Annotated in this window: 14 protein-coding genes and 1 tRNA gene; 3 read left to right on the top strand and 12 right to left on the bottom strand. The window is 45.3% G+C overall.

Annotated elements, in window-relative coordinates; translation table 11 throughout:
* The first annotated feature begins 93 nt into the window (after positions 1-93).
* Together L5L77_RS01925 and L5L77_RS01920 are read left to right on the top strand one after the other, a co-directional pair.
* Positions 94-975: a LysR family transcriptional regulator gene (locus L5L77_RS01925; RefSeq protein WP_263191593.1), complete on the top strand. Its 882-nt coding sequence runs from the start codon at positions 94-96 to the stop codon at positions 973-975.
* 43 nt (positions 976-1,018) lie between these two features.
* A complete protein-coding gene (locus L5L77_RS01920) occupies positions 1,019-2,245 on the top strand; it encodes a DUF819 domain-containing protein (RefSeq protein ID WP_263221932.1) in 1,227 nt (408 codons plus the stop codon).
* Between the two features lie 350 nt (positions 2,246-2,595).
* On the opposite strand, the gene L5L77_RS01915 is transcribed toward L5L77_RS01920, so the two are convergent.
* Positions 2,596-2,672: transfer RNA gene (locus L5L77_RS01915), tRNA-Pro, on the bottom strand.
* A 311-nt stretch (positions 2,673-2,983) separates the two neighbouring features.
* On the bottom strand, positions 2,984-4,513 hold the full coding sequence (locus L5L77_RS01910) for an alpha/beta hydrolase (RefSeq protein ID WP_263221930.1): 1,530 nt from the start codon (positions 4,511-4,513) through the stop codon (positions 2,984-2,986).
* A gap of 260 nt (positions 4,514-4,773) precedes the next feature.
* Here L5L77_RS01910 and L5L77_RS01905 point away from each other — a divergent pair, with 260 nt between their 5' ends.
* Positions 4,774-5,274, top strand: a complete 501-nt coding sequence (locus L5L77_RS01905) for a DUF6942 family protein (protein WP_263186700.1) — start codon at positions 4,774-4,776, stop codon at positions 5,272-5,274.
* Between the two features lie 117 nt (positions 5,275-5,391).
* Here L5L77_RS01905 and nadE read toward each other — a convergent pair whose 3' ends face one another.
* The 10 genes from nadE to dapA form a co-directional block, all read right to left on the bottom strand.
* Positions 5,392-6,222, bottom strand: coding sequence for an ammonia-dependent NAD(+) synthetase (gene nadE / locus L5L77_RS01900; RefSeq protein ID WP_212600171.1), 831 nt, complete (start codon positions 6,220-6,222; stop codon positions 5,392-5,394).
* A gap of 201 nt (positions 6,223-6,423) precedes the next feature.
* Positions 6,424-7,728, bottom strand: coding sequence for an inosine/guanosine kinase (locus tag L5L77_RS01895; protein ID WP_028759658.1), 1,305 nt, complete (start codon positions 7,726-7,728; stop codon positions 6,424-6,426).
* Positions 7,729-7,891: 163 nt separating this feature from the next.
* Entirely contained in the window at positions 7,892-8,896 is a 1,005-nt protein-coding gene (gene hemH, locus L5L77_RS01890; RefSeq protein ID WP_263186701.1) for a ferrochelatase, read from the bottom strand.
* Positions 8,897-9,008: 112 nt separating this feature from the next.
* The gene (gene adk / locus L5L77_RS01885) at positions 9,009-9,653 is read right to left on the bottom strand and encodes an adenylate kinase (RefSeq protein ID WP_028759655.1); all 645 of its coding nucleotides are present in this window, start codon (positions 9,651-9,653) and stop codon (positions 9,009-9,011) included.
* 140 nt (positions 9,654-9,793) lie between these two features.
* Positions 9,794-10,657 carry a co-chaperone YbbN gene (locus tag L5L77_RS01880; protein ID WP_173244305.1) on the bottom strand — a complete coding sequence of 288 codons (864 nt, stop codon included), beginning with the start codon at positions 10,655-10,657 and terminating at the stop codon, positions 9,794-9,796.
* Positions 10,658-10,841: 184 nt separating this feature from the next.
* Positions 10,842-12,755 (bottom strand): molecular chaperone HtpG, encoded by a 1,914-nt coding sequence (gene htpG / locus L5L77_RS01875; protein WP_263186703.1) that lies wholly within the window; start codon positions 12,753-12,755, stop codon positions 10,842-10,844.
* Positions 12,756-12,936: 181 nt separating this feature from the next.
* A complete protein-coding gene (locus L5L77_RS01870; RefSeq protein WP_131523289.1) occupies positions 12,937-16,032 on the bottom strand; it encodes an efflux RND transporter permease subunit in 3,096 nt (1,031 codons plus the stop codon).
* Positions 16,029-17,111, bottom strand: coding sequence for an efflux RND transporter periplasmic adaptor subunit (locus tag L5L77_RS01865; protein WP_263221927.1), 1,083 nt, complete (start codon positions 17,109-17,111; stop codon positions 16,029-16,031). The genes L5L77_RS01870 and L5L77_RS01865 overlap by 4 nt, the downstream gene beginning before the upstream one ends.
* Positions 17,112-17,479: 368 nt before the next feature.
* Positions 17,480-18,577 carry an outer membrane protein assembly factor BamC gene (bamC, locus tag L5L77_RS01860; protein ID WP_263221924.1) on the bottom strand — a complete coding sequence of 366 codons (1,098 nt, stop codon included), beginning with the start codon at positions 18,575-18,577 and terminating at the stop codon, positions 17,480-17,482.
* A gap of 3 nt (positions 18,578-18,580) precedes the next feature.
* Positions 18,581-19,465 (bottom strand): 4-hydroxy-tetrahydrodipicolinate synthase, encoded by an 885-nt coding sequence (dapA, locus tag L5L77_RS01855; protein ID WP_263221922.1) that lies wholly within the window; start codon positions 19,463-19,465, stop codon positions 18,581-18,583.
* Positions 19,466-19,598 lie beyond the last annotated feature (133 nt).

Genomic DNA, 19,598 nt, shown 5'->3' with positions numbered 1-19,598 from the left:
TTTATAAAAATCAGATATTTATCATGTTAATTATTTATCATTTTAAACTATTATACTGCTAGTATAACTGATTTTTCCCTCGCGGAGCACAAGATGCGGATAACATTAAGACAATTGATGATCTTTAAAGCCATACATTCTGAGAGGCAGATCTCAAAAGCGGCAAAAGTGCTTCATATGTCAACGCCTGCTGTGAGTATGGCACTTAAAGAATTAGAAAGCTCTTTAGGCTGCAGATTATTTGAGCGAGTGGCGGGAGGTTTGGTTGTAAATGCGCATGGAGAAATAATATTACCTTATGCTAATGAAATGCTATCCAAGGGAAAAGAGTTAGAAAATATATTTTCATTCCCTGAACATGGCATTAAGGGGACGTTAACCATTGGGAGCAGTAAGACTACTGGTAACTATGTATTATCTAAAAAAATTCCATTATTTAAGAACCAATATCCCGATGTAAAAATAAAACTAGTCATTGACAATAGTTTAGTTATTGAAAAAATGGTTTCAGAAAAAGAACTAGACTTAGGCTTTATTGATGCTAAACCCGCGAGTAAAAATCTCATTTGTGAGCATTGGTTACAAGATAATCTTTGCATTGTGTGTGGCGTAACTCATCCTGCTGCGAATGGTTTAAATACAAAATCTTGGCTTAGTGAACAATTGTGGATATTCGACCATGAATCATCGTTCTCTCGAATTCGTGCAATTCAGTTATTAAAAAGCTTAAATATCCACGTTCGTGATGAAATCTGCATGTCAACCATTGGCTCTATTAAAAGGGCAATTGGAACAGGTATAGGTTTGAGTGTATTACCCCTATTAGCGATTGACGCTGAATTAGCAAGAAAAGACCTTATTTTATTACCTATGGATGGATGGGATTATAAACGAACTTATTGGTCAATTCAGCGTGAAGGAGAAGAATTATCTGCATTAAGCATGAGTTTCCTAGCCTTTATTAAGCTACTGTAAAATATAATAATGTATACCAGCTATTCTTACTAGGTGAATTAAATTGATATCATCAGATCTTGGAATAGGATTTTTTTTAGTCTTTTTACTATGTAGTTTATTTTATACACACACATCCTCTATTACACTTTTTAAGCAAATTTATCGTATTTTTCCACTGATGCTAATGTGCTACGCCTTACCTGCCATCTTTAGCTCGCTAAATATTATTGATGCAAGTCATAGTCAACTTAGCGAAATGGCAAAAACACACTTAATGCCCGGTTGTTTATTTTTGTTGATTTTAAGTACCGATTTCTTTGCTCTCAGTTTAGTGGGAAAAAAACTTCTCGGTATGTACGTACTAGGTGCTGTGAGCATCTGTATTGGCGGTCCATTAAGCCTATGGTTGGGCTCTATATTTTTTCCGAACGAACTCGTCTGGCAGGGAGATAATGCTGCTTGGAAAGGCATGTCAACACTGATGGCAAACTGGATTGGCGGAACCGCCAATCAATTGGCTGTAAAAGAAATCCACAGTGTCGGTGATGCCGTATTTGCGGTAATGATGGCTATTAATATTCTTTTTTCCGGTATATGGATGGTTATATTACTTTTCATTGCAGAACGCCAAGATAAAATCGATGATTTCCTGAAAGCTGATAAAAGCTATAGACCGATATTTTGCACTGACATCAAACGTAAAGTGATAGTAAAACAAACAAGCTATTATTGGATTCTGATATTGAGCTTGACTTTTTTCATTGTAATTCTCTTTAGTGAAAAATTATCATCCTTCCTTGCAACAAGAATCGCTAATAGTTTCCCACACTTATTTAAATACAATCTTACTTCTGAATTTTTTTGGTCAGTATTAATTGCAACTTTTTTAGGATTATTATTTTCTTTAACAAATGCAAGACATGTGTTAGTCAAGGAAACTCAGCAAATAGCTCTTTTTTTAATCTATATCATGATAATGTTGATGGGGTTGAACTTTGATATTAGCGCATTGAGCGCCGCGCCCTATTACGTTTGTATCGCTCTTATTTGGTTCTCTATACACATTATTATCTTATTTATTTTTACTGTATTTTTTCGATTACCTATCATGTACTTCGCGATCGCGAGTCAGTGTAATATTGGTGGTGCGGCTTCTGCACCAGTTATCGCCAGCGCTTTTCACCCAAGGCTGGCTTCCGCTGCTTTATTGATGGCAGTTTGGGGTTATACTTGGGCGTCTTTGTTGGCGTGGTATTTGGGTTTTTTAATGCAGTTTATTCAACCATAAGATGGGAACAAAAAGTGTGTCCAACTAATTTTTTGCTCCCAATAAATGCCACTCCTGAATCTTCAAAGCACTACCCAAAGCTTTCAGCAAATTTCTATTTAACTATACAACCTATCCATTACCCCCTATCAATCAAACCTCGGTGTGATTCAACACTGGGATAAAGTCGCAGCTACGCGCAGCCTGCCCATATTTGTTATGTTTTTCATGATTCAAACTGGAGACACTTTACCATACATATACCTAAGTCTTTTGGTATGCTTAAAAAGAACTTAAAAATCGCATAAAAATAAAAAAGCCTGTAAACGATTAAGTTTGCAGGCTTTTTAACTCTTATAAAAAGAGGAATTTGGTCGGTATGAGAGGATTCGAACCTCCGACCCCTGACACCCCATGACAGTGCGCTACCGGGCTGCGCTACATACCGAATTTTTAAGTATATTGCATACCTGTGCTGACTTAGCTAAATATTGTTTAGCGATAATCTTTACGGTTTTTGCTCAATTACTTATCACCTAAGATACTGTTTATGGGGTTTATCTTAAGCGAGCCAGAACTGTAGCAATTGCCTCGCAACTGCGCAAGGGCTTCATTACATCTCTTTGATCAACTGCTTAGTTTATGTTCTGAATGACACAATTTTCGTCGATAATGATTGCTCGATACTGATTACGTCCATACTCAAACAGGATTTAGCTGCAGAACAGACATAATGACACCCGTTTACTAAATCATCATTCAATGCGAGTGCATATGGGCGAGTCGATACTCATCCATGCGCTCGAGTAAATACGGGAAAAATGGATTCCATTTCTGTCGTAACATTTCAGACGCTGACACGCTATACAAGCCGCGCTCTCCCCGCGAAGCTGAGGCTCCGATTTGGATCCTATGTAAATCAGGCTGGATCACGGCGCCATAAAGCCCATCATCTATGCCAAAAGGTAGCGCAACATGGGATAAGGAATACACGCCTGCAGGCCAATATAAATCTAATATCCGCACGTTTTCACTGACCTGAGTGAGCACTTTACCCTGTGCGTCTATATCCTGTGTATCTAAATTTTGTTCATCTAAACCCAGTTCATCTAAATCAAAGTATCGCGCCTGAACCTGCGTGGTTTCATTACTGATATTTTCCACCACAGTGCCGCGATAATGTAACTCAGGGTTATTAATGTTCGCCAATAAGCCCGCAAGCGGATCATTGGACACCATTTTGGCATTCACATCGAGTCGGTTCATGTCGAACAGCACGAGTTCGTGGCCATTTTCTGGCAATGTCTGATAAAGATGATTCACCACTGCCGAGGTTGAAACGGTTGCATCCACTACCGACTGAAAGGTGAGTATCGACGGAACTTGCGCCCGTTGCTTCGGCGTTAATCCTGCCAATAAACCTTGGTTACGCAGGGCTAATTGATAAACTACATCGCCCGCATTAACCGCAAAAGAGGTATATTTAAAGGGATCGTACTCTACTTGAATACTGTTCCATTGCAGTTTATCCAGCTCCAACAATCGTCCTATCCAACTCTGCCAGCGTGCAGCCGCCGCAGATGGCGCTAGCCCTATCGCAGGAGAGATAAAAATCATTCCATCATAATCAGGGGCTTTATCATGGCTTATACGTTCTAACTCATGGTTCAGCGCGACGGCGGCACCCGTCGAAAAAGCCACCACAAATAATGGTTTATCTTTCAGAGTTTGCCGCATATGCGCTGTGGCTAAATTAACCGCTGCGGCCAGATCTTGCCAATAAAGCTCAGTCAATCCACTTGGAATCGTGCCATGCTCTGGCAATCTTAAACCGAGTACATGGGCTTTACCTTTAAAGTGCGCCGCCACATTGGATAGAGCATAGGGCGAATCCGACATACCGTGGAGCAGTAATACTCCAAATTCGGCATTAGCCACAGGCCATTCATAACTGCGATTCCAATTTTGTGGCCAATGGGCAGGATCAGATAAGCTATTTTTGACATAGCGATTCACGGGAGATCGTTCAGAGGCAGGAATCTTCTGTACAACTTTGCGCTCAACTTCGGCGAATAGGCGCTCTTCTAGCGCTAAGTACTCATTAAAATTAGCGAGTTTAGTATTATAATGGAACTCATTTTTTAGCTCAACCGTATGCCAAAGTGACAGCTCAGGGCGCGCATTAAGAAAATAGATCCCTGTCGCGAGTAACGCCACCACTATGCCAGTACTCGCATACACTACAGCTAAAAATAGGTGTTTTGTCGAACCTATGATGATGGCCTTCATCGCTGTTCCTACATGAAGATAAAATGTGCAACTAGATTATACGGGTAGATAAAAACATTATACGGGTAGATAAAAACATCCTTCAAACGTTTTACCCCGATAAAATCTACTAGTGTAAGCAGTAAAATTTAATCACTCCTATTTTAATCACTCCTATTTAGTCAACCAATTTACTCATCTCGCAATTTTATTAGCCGCATAGGCCTTAATCGGGTTAGGATCGAAAATAGTCTTATTCCAACGAAACTTATACGCTCTCGATGATAATCGGTAATCCACACGCTAGGTTCGCCTACTATCTTCCTACCGCGCCGCTGATACCTGACGGCTGGCATTACACTCAGCCAGATGCTGTCGGGGCTCTCATCGCTCTCAATGGCAATCATTGGCGTAAGATCTTCACTATTATGGCCAAAATAAGTACGGTTGGAGATGATTGGCGCAGCTATCGTGACCAAGTGTTACTCAAGCAAAATGAAATGATCTGCATCGGCGCTATAGATCTGATGGCAAACACTAAGATTCATCTCATTGCGGGGCAAGTAGCTGCAAATGCTTTAGAGCTCACCATGTCCGTAAACGATTCCGGTGCGCAGCATTTAACTGCCCAAAATAAATCCATAACCGCACTTAAGCTGCCATCTTCGCCAGGACAGCATTGTTTACTCACGCCCTATTTGGATTATCGCCAATACCCAAACCAACTGATCGCCCTGACACGCCAACACTTAGCAACGCCAGAGCCCCAACACAGTGAATAATTCCATTATGATTGTGGTAACGGCTGTCACCACAGCATTAGTCACCAAATAACAAAGGCATAAAAAAGCACTCGTGAACTGAGTTCAAACGAGTGCATATTCGAGGACGATTCAGCGTTAGTCGTAGATGGTTGGGATAGGCTGACGTTTATGCTGCGTCGCCTTATAAATACCAATTAACTTGTCCTCAACCGCCTTGCCGACGTCTTTACCCTCAAGGAAATCATCGATTTGCGCATAGGTTAAGCCAAGCGCGACTTCATCTTCGAGTAGGGGTTTATTGTCTTCTAAATCCGCGGTCGGCGCTTTATAGACTAACGATTCTGGCGCACCAAGATAAGCGGCAAGTTGACGAACTTGGCGCTTGTTAAGACCAAATAATGGCGCTAAATCGCAGGCACCATCGCCCCATTTAGTGTAAAAACCTGTGATATTTTCGGCGCTGTGATCTGTCCCCACCACTAACCCACCTACGAGCCCAGCGAGTTCGTATTGAGCTATCATCCGCATACGGGCTTTGACGTTACCCTTCACAAAATCAACCTTCGCCACATCGGGCAAAGGCAATCCAGCTTCGACTAACGCGGCAACAGCAGCGCTATGCACACCATCAACGCCTTGATGCACATTCACAGTGACCAACTTAGAGGGCTGAATAAACTGACAGGCTAATTGCGCCTCATGCTCATCTTTTTGGATCTGATAGGGTAATCGCACAGCGATAAACTGGTAACCGCCTTGGCTATTTTCTTGGTTTAAACTGTCCACCGCTAACTGACACAAACGCCCAGCAGTAGAAGAATCCACCCCACCGCTGATCCCTAATACCAATGCCTTGCTACGCGCTTCTTTTAGTTTGGTTTTAATAAACGCGACACGACGTTGCACTTCGAACTCAGGCTCTATGGCCGTGAGTACCTTCATTTCTCTTAAGATTTGCGCTTTCACCGAAAATTCCACCTTAAATTATCGCTGTATTTGGACTACCTGAACCCGACTAACGTTAACATTTATTCGCAACTGCCTGTAGTTAAAATTAGCGCTTGGCTGATTGATTGCTGATAAACGTCATAAAAATAAGGGCAACAACGGTTTGCCGTTATTGCCCTAGCGTAAATCAGTTAGCTTAATACCAATACAGCTACCGACTTATCTTTCCCAGTAGGATTCTTCTAAGCTGTCTTCGCGCTCAGGTAAACCGCGGGATAAACGCGGGCTATGCTGAGCTAAGACTTCGTAGGCGACACGGTTAGCGTACTTACACACTTGAGAAAACGAGGAATAACATAGGCCATCACGCTTATGTTTACTTGAGCCTGGCACGTTAGTCTTGTGGAAAGTATTGGCCGCCAGATCGTGCAATAACGCCGATAATGCGCCATCGCCAGCGCCATTAGTGTTACCGATTTTTTCAGGGCCGCCCATGTAAGGTGAAATGTGGGCAAAGACTTTGATTGGTGTTTCACAGTCACTTTTAAGCTTTGGACGGGAAAATTCATAACGATTAAATTCAGGGATAGCGCCCGGCAACAGCGTGTGAGTCGTTTCGCGTTTTTCTGAGTCCTCGGTATAACCCGCAGTATAAAGCCCGATTGGACCCGCTGTGGTTAATACCATGTCGCACCATTCCAAGGCTTTTTCACTGGCAAGCAGAGGATCCCGTGAACCCGTTAAAGCTTCACCTTCGTCTTCATTCATCGCCAAAATGGTGACATGTTCTTTGATAAAGTTTTGCCACCATTGTGGATCTTCTTCAATCAAGAAACGCGTGCCTAAGGTTAATACCACGGGAACTTCGGCGGCTTTTGCATATTCGATAGCGCACATGGCCGCATCGGTAATACGGTCGCCATCACTGGCGCGCATCAAATACGCGGTCAACACTAAGGCTGAACTGCCCTGCACCACGTCTTTATCGATAAATTCAGGTGTGAGTTTATCCATAGCGCCTTTGCTGATCGCAAATGTTCGCTCGCCGCACTCAGAAATCAGGGTAAAACAGCGACCGATAGGACCATCTACAGGTTGTAGAAAGTTAAGGTCGACTTTAGAAGAGGTATTACATAAATAGCGGTAGGCGTAACTGCCCACTTCGATATTCTGACTCATTACCCCAAACAGCACTGAACGGTCATCGGCCAGAATAGAATAGTTGTGCACTGTGTTACCAATAGTGCCACCAGCAAATTCATCGCTAATCAAACCATGAATTTTTAACTCAGTGTAGAGTCTGTGGGCCTGTTCATCATTGATCAAGGTAGAATTGCCTTTGGGCAAGCCATAACGGCTCAGCAATTCGTCTTCCACTTTCGCTTCGATATCCACTAAGGTTTGATCAATACCGCTGATATAAGTCGCAAACGGCTGAGGCTGTTGAGTCAGCTGTTCAAGCAGCGGATCTCGGGTTTTAACCGGAAAATAATGTTTAGATTTACGCTGACCGGGAAACTTCATAGTGGCTCTCTTTTCCTGGCATCCATGCTAATTGGCGTCTGCCGAGGCGGTCAAGCCAAGCAGCATCCTAAAAATATTGAGTCTAGGCTAGCGAGACAAAAAAACCACCCCTTAGCCGGAAGGGCGCAGATTCTATCACAAAATCAGTTCGAAGCCAGTGCTCCTATACCCAAGATACCGCTTGTTCTTGGATTAATTGCCGTAATAATTCAATGTGTAACTCATCGTCGTTCAAACAAGGGATAAACCGATAGTCGCTGCCACCCGCATGTAAAAAGGTTTCCTTAGCGCCAATGGAGATTTCTTCTAAGGTTTCGAGGCAATCGGTCGCAAACGCAGGGCAAATCACATCGACACTTTTGATCCCTTGCGCAGGTAACTCGGACAGTAATTTATCGGCGTAGGGCGTTAACCATTCTTCGCGACCAAAGCGCGATTGGAAGCACACTTGCCATTGCGACTCGCTCAGCTCAAGTTTTTGTGCCAACAATTTAGCCGTGACAAAACACTGCTCGCGGTATGGATCGCCCTCTTTCACGTAACGCAGTGGAATACCATGAAATGACAAGAGCAACTTGTCGGCCTGCCCATGGGTTTTCCAGTGGCGCGTCACACTGTGTGCCAGCGCAGCAATATAAGCGCTATGGTCAAAATAGTCTTTATTAAAGCGAACCTGCGGTATGTCACGCACGGTTTTAAGATAACGGGCAACGGCATCGAACACACTTGCCACCGTCGAGCAGGAATATTGGGGATACAAAGGCAGCACAATAATACGCTCTGCTCCTTGATCTTTCAGGCGTTCAAATCCCGCATCGATGGAGGGATTACCGTAACTCATGCCCAGTTCAACCGGAATGGTCTGGTTAAACGTAGCGCTTAAGTCTACCGCCAGTTTTTGTGTTTGGCGCTCACTTATCACCATCAAGGGCGAGCCTTCCTGCGTCCACACGCTTTGATAGAGTTTGGCGACTTTCGTCGGACGGGTGTTGAGGATAATGCCGTTTAGCAGCGGTTGCCAAATCCACGGCGATAAATCGACGACACGCGGATCACTTAAAAACTGCCTTAAAAAGCGTTTAACGGCCTTAGGACTAGGTTGATCAGGCGTGCCGAGGTTAACCAATAACACACCAAAAGCAGGGGAAGGATTCAACGTTAGGCTCATGGTTAATGAAGTTCACTTGGAGGCTAACATTGCGATACCCATAAAAAAAGCCTGCATCGGCAGGCTTTTTCTTAATATGAGAACTTGTTCTCGTAAATTAACCTTTATTCGGTTATTTCAACACCCTAGCTAACTGCTCACTCACGGCCGCAACCGATTGAGTACCGTCAAACTTGTTGTATTGAGTTTGGCCAGCGGCAGCCACTTTACCGTAGTATTCAACGAGCGGCTTAGTTTGCTCGTGATAAATCGCGAGGCGTTTACGCACTGTGCTTTCTTCGTCATCTGGACGAATAGCTAAATCTTCGCCCGTCACGTCGTCTTTACCTTCCACTTTAGGTGGATTGAAAACCACATGGTAAACACGGCCAGAACCTGGGTGAACACGGCGACCGCTCATGCGCTTAACGATTTCTTCGTCTGGCACGTCGATTTCAATCACGTGATCAATGCTAATACCGTTTGCCGCCATCGCATCCGCCTGTGGGATGGTACGTGGGAAACCGTCTAACAAGAAACCTTTAACACAGTCTTCCTGTGCGATACGCTCTTTAACCAGACCGATGATCAGATCATCAGAAACCAGTTGACCAGCATCCATCACTTTTTTCGCTTCCAAACCCAGTGGAGTACCCGCTTTTACCGCGGCACGTAACATATCACCAGTGGAAATTTGTGGGATACCATACTGTTCCATAATGAACTGGGCCTGGGTACCTTTACCGGCACCTGGGGCGCCCAATAGGATAATGCGCATCTCAAGAGTCCTCTTTTCGCATTGATATTCTTCTTAGGGCGGCGATCTTCGCACATCTGGCCGCCATTGAGAAGGGTTTTAGCTTCGACTTTAGCCTCAGAAACCGCAAATAAACTACGGTTACTAAGCGATTTTTTTCATTAATAGAGCAAAGTATAGAGCTTACGGCGGTATTGATTGGCTATGGGATTACCTTGGCCAAGTGCCGTTAATACTTCCATAAATACTTGTTTTACTGTGCCATTTTCAGCACCTAAATCTTTACTGAGCACACCGAATAACAGTTCTAATGCTTCATCATCGCGGTGAGCAGCATGCAATGCCTTACTCAGCTCGAGTAATAACACTAAATCTGTTGGATTTTGCTCAAACTTTTGCTGCAAATCGCGAATTTCAGGGGTATCCGCCGCATCTAAGGCCAGTGCGAGCTTAGCTTTTAAACTCTGGTAATAACCATCTTGGTCGGCAAGCCCTACTTTCTCAAGCATGGCTTGTGCTAGCACTAATTCGCCCTGCATCAGATACACATCGGCAAGCACTAGACTCACCTCACCCGCTTGATTTGACCCTGTATGTGCTTCTTTAAGCAACACAGCCGCAGTAGCAAGATCTTCTGCACTTACTTGACTCAAGGCGAGCAATGCTTTGGCCTGTGCTAACTGTAACTGCCACATAAGCGGCAAATGTTTATCCAGCATGGCTGTGACTTGCGCCGCATCTTGCAGGCCAGCAAAACCATCGACAGGCTGACCTTTATCCAATACTAACGTGGTCGGTAGACTTTGAATGCGAAAGTAATTGGCGATTTCTAATTCGGCTTCACAGTCGACTTTAGCGAGCACGAAACGACCCGCATTTTGCGCGGCAATTTGCTCTAAGGTGCGCAGCATAGCCACACTTTGTTCCTGTGGCTGTGCCCAAAATGCTAACACCACGATCTGTTGCATCGAGGCGTCAACCACTTGCTGAATGTTGTCTTTAGTCAGACTGAGGATATTATCCATAGTATTCCCTTAACGTTTAAGGCCTCAATCATGGGAGGCCTTATTCTTTTAAAACTAAGCGTTAGAACCAAGTCTTAAAATCGAGTCTTACCGCTAACGAATTGAGTGACAGGCTAGGCGCAAACCACTCTTCCTGCACTAGAAACAATATCGGGGCCGTTCAAAGAAGGGCCCCGATAGTCATTTACTTCATGTTAGCCAGTAACATTTGGTTCATCAGCTTGATAAAGGCCGATGGGTCCGCAAGGCTACCTTTTTCAGATAATTGCGCCTGTTGCAGCAGCAGATTTGACCAATCCGCGAAGGCGGCTTCATCTTGAAGATCATTTAAGCGCGATACTAATGGGTGCGCTGGGTTGATCTCAAATGTCGGCTTCACTTCTGGCACAGGTTGACCCGCAGCTTGCATCAGCTTAATCATCTGAGTCGACATTTCGCCTTCACCCGCCACCACACAGGCTGGAGTGTCGGTTAAGCGTGACGTGACTTTCACATCAGCAACGGTTGAGCCTAATGCCGCTTTAATGCGTTCAACTAAAGCTACCGATTCTTGCTCAAGCTTTTCTTGCGCTTCTTTTTCAGATGCATCTTCCAGCTCGCCAAGTTCTAAATCACCACGGGTCACTGAGTGCAGTTGTTTCTCTTTGTACTCAGTTAAGTGGTTGATTAGCCACTCGTCGATACGCTCTGACATCAGTAAGACTTCAATGCCTTTCTTACGTAACAACTCTAAATGTGGGCTGTTAGCTGCGGCTTCATGGCTGTCGGCAACAATGTAGTAAATCTTAGTTTGACCTTCTTTCATGCGGCTGATGTAGTCATCAAGTGACACAGTCGGCGCAGCACTGCCCGTGTGGGTCGAGGCAAAACGCAATAAGCCAGCAATACGCTCACGGTTGGCGAAATCTTCCGCAGGCCCTTCTTTCAGCACTTGCCCAAATTCAGCCCAGAACTGTTGGTATTTTTCCGCATCGTCTTTCGCCAGTTTTTCCAGCATGCCAAGCACACGTTTGGTGATACCAGTACGCATCGCTTTAGTCACGTGGTTATCCTGCAGAATTTCGCGGGATACGTTCAGCGGCAGATCGTTTGAGTCAATTAAGCCCTGCACGAAGCGCAGATAAGATGGCATAAATTGCTCGGCGTCATCCATGATGAACACACGTTGCACAAACAGTTTTAAGCCGTGTTTACGGTCGCGATTCCACATATCCCAAGGCGCTTTTGCAGGAATATACAATAGGTTAGTGTATTCTTGCTTACCTTCTACCCGATTATGACTCCACAGTAGTGCGTCGGTGTAATCGTGGGAAATGTGTTTGTAAAACTCTTGATACTCTTCATCACTGATGTCAGCTTTATTGCGCATCCACAAAGCCGTGGCTTTGTTCATGACTTTCCATTGACCTTCGGTCGCAGGAATTTTTTCGCCATCAGGACCATCACGCTCTGGCGTACCCTCTTGCCACATTTCGACTGGCACAGAGATATGATCTGAGTATTTAGTGATGATCGAACGCAGGCGCCAATCATCGGCAAATTCTTTTTCTTCGTCACGCAGGTGCAGCGTAATTTCAGTACCACGGCTCGCCTTAGTGATGGTATCAACGGTGAAGTTACCCTCGCCTTCTGATTCCCACAATACGGCTTCATCGGCCTTATGACCGGCAGCGCGAGTGCGAACAGTGACTTTTTTCGCCACGATAAAAGCCGAATAGAAACCAACACCAAACTGACCGATTAGCTGGGAATCCTTTGAGGATTCGCCCGATAGATTCTTAAAGAAATCAGCGGTGCCTGATTTTGCGATTGTGCCTAAATGCTCAATCACGCCGTCGCGGGTCATACCCACGCCGTTATCTTCGATGGTCACAGTGCCTTTTTCTTTATCGGCACTGATACGGACTCGCAGTTCACCGTCGCCTTCATAGAGTGCGTCATTGGTCAACGCCAGATAACGCAGCTTGTCCGCCGCATCCGCAGCGTTGGAGACCAGTTCACGCAAGAAAATTTCTTTGTTGGAATACAAAGAATGGATCATCAAATGCAACAGCTGTTTGACTTCTGTTTGAAAACCATGAGTTTCTTGTTGTGACATGAAATTTTCCTTTATTTGTTACGCAATTTGGTAAAAGTAACGCTTAGTGTTTACTAAATGGGGCTCCAAATTTGCTTTTCAAGGGCAAGGGCTAAAACGAGGTTCGAATGGCGAAAAATAAGGCGCTTGATGAATACCAAGCGCCTATATGTATGCTTCCAACATCAACCTGCACGAGGCGTTAGTCTTGGGCTAATTCTTTTTCTAACTGTTGGGCGATAGCTTCGGGCGATCCGCTGTTGCGGGCAAAGAGTCCATAAGCGGCTGGGATCACGAAGATAGTGAATAGGGTTGCCAGTAAAATCCCCGATAGCACAACCACACCAATCACAAAACGAGTTTCAGCACCCGCGCCTACAGCCAATACCAATGGCACAGCGCCAGCAGCAGTGGTGATCCCTGTCATTAAGATAGGTCGTAACCGCTGCGCTGACGCTTGGATAATGGCCTTATCAAAATCAACGCCTTTATCCCGCAATTGGTTAGCAAACTCGACAATCAAGATGCCATTTTTCGCGGCTAACCCGACCAGCATAATAATGCCTATCTGACTGTAAATATTGAGACTCTGCCCCGTGAGCCACAAACCAATTAAAGCGCCGACGGTAGCCAACGGCACAGTAAGCATGATCACCACAGGGTGGATATAACTCTCAAACTGCGCCGCGAGCACGAGGAATACAATCCCCAGTGCGAGGATGAATACGAAGTACATAGAGCTACCCGACTCTTGATAATCGAGGGATTGGCCCTTGTAGCTAATCACCGCTTCCGCTGGCAAATAGGTACGCGCCAATTGATTCATATAATCAAGGGCTTCACCTAAGCTATAACCATCTTCCAAACTGGCTTCTATGGTGATCGCGCGCATGCGATTATAGCGATTAAGCGAACTGGCGTCGGCAAACTCCTCCACAGTCACTAAGTTAGACAGCGGAATAAGCTCCTGACTGCGCTCGGAACGAACATAGATATTTTGCAGATCCGCCGCCGTATTTTGATTATCGCGCTCGCCTTCAACGATCACATCGTATTCTTCACCGTCACGCATAAACGTCGTCACTAAGCGTGAGCCCAGCATGGATTCCAACGTACGGCCAATGTTTGAAATCGACACTCCAAGACTCGCGGCTCTGTCTCTGTCGATGACGACTCGAAGTTGAGGCTTAGTCTCTTTATAATCGTGATCTAATCCTAATAATTTGGGATTCTGTGCCGCCTTTTGCATCATGATATCGCGCCAGCGGGCAAGCTCTTCGTAGCTAGGTCCGCCAATCACAAATTGCACAGGTTTACCTACGCCGCGACCAAAGGCTTGGCGCATTACAGGGAACGCTTGCACTCCGGCGAGATTGGCAAGACGCTTATTAATGTCGACGATAACTTCCTTTACTGGACGACGTTTGCCCCAGTCTTCCAGTACTATGATTGCCATACCGTTAGAGAAATCCGCCGCGCGGCCAAAGCCACGGGGGGCACGAATGAGCAGACGTTTGATATCACCCGTTTCGACCAATGGCATCAAGCGGTTTTCCACTTCATTCATATAGGATTCTATGTATTCGTAACTCGCGCCCTGTGGCCCATTGACCATCAAGAATAACGAACCACGGTCTTCCTGTGGCGCAAATTCTTGCGGTACTTTTTGGACTAAATAGACACTAGAACCTAATGCGACTAACACCAGAATCGACACTAATATCGGGTGAGCCATGGCGGATTTTAAGGACAATTGATACCGGTTTGACACTTTTGTCATTATGCCGTCGACCTTACGTACCAACCAAGAATCCTGCGAGCTCGGCTTAAGCAACTTAGAGCACATCATGGGCGTGAGTGTGAGCGCCACTAGGCTAGAGAACAGCACGGCCGCACTCATGGTCACGGCAAACTCTTTAAAGAGTTTACCTAAGTCACCTTCAAGGAAAGTGATTGGCATAAAGACCGCGACCAACACGAGTGTAGTCGCGATAACAGCAAAAGCCACTTCACGCGCACCGAGAAAAGCAGCTTTGAGTGGTGAATCTCCTTCCTCGATACGTCTATGGATGTTTTCCAGCATCACAATCGCATCATCCACCACCATACCAATGGCGAGGATCATTGCCAATAAGGTCAAGAGGTTAATGGTATAACCTAGCGCATACAGCACAATAAAGGTGCCGAGCAGAGACACAGGCACAGTGATCGCAGGGATCAACATAGCGCGCACACTGCCAAGGAACAGATAAATCACGATAATCACTAAAATCATCGCAGTGAACAGGGTTTGATACACTTCTTTAATCGAGGCTTCGATAAACACTGAGCTATCGTAGCTGCGTTTAATCGACATCCCCGCTGGCAAGGTCGGGTTGATTTTGTCAACCAGCGCGTTCACTGCGCGCGCCACTTCTAACGTATTGGCGGTTGACTGTTTAGACACGCCTAAACCTATCATTGCCTCTTTGTTGCCACGGAACATAATCCGCTCTTCATCAGAGCCAATTTCCACCCGTGCGACATCGCTCAGTTTGACTAAATAACCGTCTTCCCCTTGGGTGATCACTAAGTTTGCGAAATCTTCGGCAGTGCGATAACCCCGCTCCAGTCGCACTGTAAAGTGCCGCTCCTTCGACTCTATCGAACCAGCAGGTAACTCGACGTTCTCAGCTCTGAGCGCGGCCTCAACATCGGCAACCGTTAAACTGCGAGAGGCCAAGGCTTGTCTGTCAAGCCAAACGCGCATGGCGTAAACCTTACCACCACCAATACGCATCCGCGCCACACCATCGACCACCGAAAAGCGGTCCGACAAATAACGGTTGGTGTAATCGGTCAATTCTAGGGTCGTCATTTGATCTGACACGAGATTGAGCCACATGATCACTTCATCACTGCCATTGGCCTTTTGTACTTCTGGGGGATCAGCTTCATCGGGTAAATTGTCGAGTAAACCTGAGATCCTGTCGCGCACATCGTTAGCTGCATCTTCAATATTACGACTAATATCAAACTCTAAGGTAACCGATGAGCGGCCATCACTGCTCGATGAACTCACGTGACGAATGCCTTCGACGCCACTGATCCTGTCTTCAATCAATTGGGTAATGCGGCTTTCCACCACGGCAGCACTGGCACCGCGGTAATTCGTGTCGATAGATACCACTGGCGGATCTATGTTTGGGTATTCGCGCAGGGGCAATTTATCAAAGGAGACAAGCCCGAAAGCGACCAGCAGCAAGCTGATCACTGAGGCAAATACGGGACGTTTGACCGAGAGATCAGTAAGGATCATACACTTGGCTCCGCGTTCGTATCGGCAAGATAACTAAACTTTTCCGCGAACTCAGTTTGCACTTTATCCCCAGGATGAACTTTCAGTAAGCCGCGGATCACCACGTTTTCGCCCAAGGCTAAACCGTCTAAGATCTCCACCCAGCCACGAGTGCGAATACCAATAGTGACTTGTTTACGTTCAATCACCTTGTCAGCATTGACGCTATAAACATAATGGCTGTTTTGGATCGGGATAATGGCAGATTCAGGCAACATCAAGGCCTCGCGGCTACGCTTGATGAGTTTGACCTTCATCAACATGCCCGGTAATAAACGCAGCTCAGGATTGGGGATTTCGGCGCGAACGATCACTGTGCGCGTGGTTGGATTCACGCGGCTATCAATCGATGTCACCACACCTTTGAAAGTCACATCAGGGAACGCGACCGCTTTGGCTTCAACCTTTTTACCTGGTTCTAAATCTTGAATAAAGCGCTCTGGCACTGAAAAATCGAGCTTAATGGTAGAAATATCATCCAATGTCGTAATCACAGTGCCGGGCGACACTAAGCTGCCCACACTGATTTGACGTAAGCCTAAACGGCCATTAAAAGGCGCCAGAATACTGCGATCATTGAGTGATGATTGCGCCTGTTCGAGCTCGGCACGGGTGGTATCAATAAGGGTTTGTAATCTGTCGCGTTCTAACTCGGCCACAGTGCGGCTAGTCACCAACGAACTGATCCGAGCTAATTCACGTTGATTATCACTGACTTTGACTTGCGCGGCTTTAACCTTAGCGATCTGCTCAGCATTTTGCAGTTGGACTAATAACTCGCCCTTTTTAACAATGTCGCCGTCATCAAATTTAAGCGCTATCACCATGTCGGTGACTTTAGGCGTTATCGTTACAGATTCTGCGGCTTTATTGCTACCAATAGCTTCAACTTCATCGCGAATGGGCGCCATAGCGGCAGTGGCAATCACTACATTAGGTATGAGTTTAATCTGGGCTGCAGTAATCTCTTGCGGTTGCATGGCTTGGTATCCAAACCATGCCGCGGCCAATATGGCGATTATTAGAATAATTTTTTTCATCGGGCTTCCAAGGAATGACTCGCATTAATGACGGCTAGTTTACTCACTCACATCATCGCATCAATACGTTTTACTTTTTCTTACAAATTACGCTGATAGCGCAAAATATGTATGATTAAGTGTCCTTGGCGATATCAATGGCAGAGTTGCCAGAATGCAGTACGATAACAAGGTTGTTAAGTGATTAATTTTACTTATTGCCACTAAATCAACATTTATCACTAAAACTATTTGAAAAAGATTGGTATATAGATAATTTAATTCTGCAACACAGATCGCCTAGATAATCGACAATCCCCTGCCTAAAACTCAAATTGCAGCCAATAAAAAAGGGCGATAATTCGCCCTTTTCTAGTCAACTGCTGAAATTAACGTATTTTACGTTCTTCTTTCATCAGGTTTGACAGTGACTGGTACACATTGCTAACTACTTCATCGCTTAATGGCTGATCTTCGTTATCGCGAAGGAAGATTTTCGTTTCTTCTGGAGTATCACCATCTTCAAGCAGTAAACGGTAGCTACCTTCTTTCAGTGCTAACTTATCTTCGCCCCACAATGAACTCCAGAAACCAGAGTTATCGTCAAACTTGATAAAGTACAATCCTTTAGCACTATCCATATCGGCAATTTCAAAGCCCATTTCTGGTAGCACTATGCGTAGACGATCCCACACTTGCTTGTAAGAGGCTTTAGCAGACCAGTAAGCTTTACCTTCTTCAGGCGTCACGAGATCAACATTAATACCTAAGGTTTGCTTCAAACGATTCGATTGGATCGCTTGGTCGCGCTTAACGCTGATATACGCAATGGCGCTGTTCAGCATATCAATAGTGTATCTTTGCTTATCTTCACCGCTTAATAAAACTTGTTGCGCTTTATCGTCGTAAAACTCTTCGTGTTCAACTAAGTGAATAACGATATTGGCAGTGCGACCATGTGGACGTGTTTCCACATCAAAACGATAGCGTTGGCGCAACAGATAAACTTTATCCGCACCCCACATGCTCGATTCAATCACTTCACGGCTTTCAATCCAATCGGTTTCTACGTTGCCTTTGTCAAAATCACGGCTACGAACAGCAATGCCTTTTTGGGCAAAGAAACCATCTAAGTTTGTGAAGATTTCTTGCTTCAAATCCACAGCATTGTCTATGGATTCAACCACGATTTTAATGTTGTCACTGCCCTCTTCCACATGAGTACCTTCCGCCATTGGCAGTACTTGCAGTGGCGGACGGATATCTAAGTTTTTGCCATACAGCGAAGCATTCACTTTAGAACCCAGTGCTGGTACATCGAATTCTTTATTGTAGGGTGGCGTTTTTAATCCCGCGGGGATCTTAAGCAAAGGCGCTTGCTCGGCCTGAACATAGTCGTCGTTACCGTTCGCTTGTCGGCGATCAAGTGGCGAACTACAGGCTGCAACTGCAGCAACTAAGATCAGTGGAGTGACTTTCTTTAACATTAATTATTTAACCTCTATCTGGGCACGAGTCATTGCTTCTATCAACAGACCATGACATTGCTCAGAAAGTTCAGTCAAAGGTAAACGAATATGGCCACATTTAATCAAACCCATACGATGGGCAGCCCATTTTACTGGGATAGGGTTGGCTTCACAAAACAGTGTGCTATACAAACCGCGCAGCGGGGTATCTATGCTCTGAGCCAGCTCGGCATGGCCCGCGAGCGCCGCATCACACATAGCTTTAAAAGCCTTTGGTACTATGTTGTTAGCCACAGAAATTACGCCATTTCCACCTAAGAGTAAAAACTCTCTGGCAGTGGCATCATCACCGCTATACAAGAGGAAATCGTCGCCGCACAGTTCGCGCAGACGTTTTACACGGGATAAGTCACCGGTCGCCTCTTTTACACCAATAATGTTGCTCACGCTAACAAGCTCGGCAACAGTTTCTGGCAGCATATCAACGGCAGTACGGCCTGGAACATTATAAAGAATTTGTGGAATATCTGTGCTAGCGGCCACGGCTTTATAATGCGCAATCAATCCCTTAGGCGTTGGCTTATTATAATATGGCGTTACACCAAGCATAGCGGCAACACCCACCTTAGATAAGGACTTGGTGAGCTCAACGGCTTCAGATGTGGCATTGGCGCCATTGCCACCAATGACAGGAACACGTCCCGCAGCAAATTTAACGGTTTGTGAAACGACCGCTACATGCTCAGGCATAGGCAGAGTCGCTGACTCGCCAGTAGTACCAACGGCCACAATGGCATCTGTGCCTTGGTCAATATGGAATTCGACTAACCTTTCAAGACTTGCAAAATCTACTGAGCCATCACTGTTCATTGGCGTGATTAAGGCTACGATGCTTCCGTTTATCATCTGACTTTCCCCAAGATTTCAGGATTCGCTATGGTACTGATGCCAACCACTAATGACAAGCATTAACGGGGCTCTCAAATTGAATTAGTTATGGTAGCATTACATCCCGCACAAAAACTCAGCTTTAACCCTG

The sequence above is a fragment of the Shewanella sp. SM29 genome, assembly GCF_025654245.1.
Lineage (GTDB): Bacteria > Pseudomonadota > Gammaproteobacteria > Enterobacterales > Shewanellaceae > Shewanella > Shewanella oncorhynchi.
This window is presented reverse-complemented; position numbering and strand designations above follow the sequence as displayed.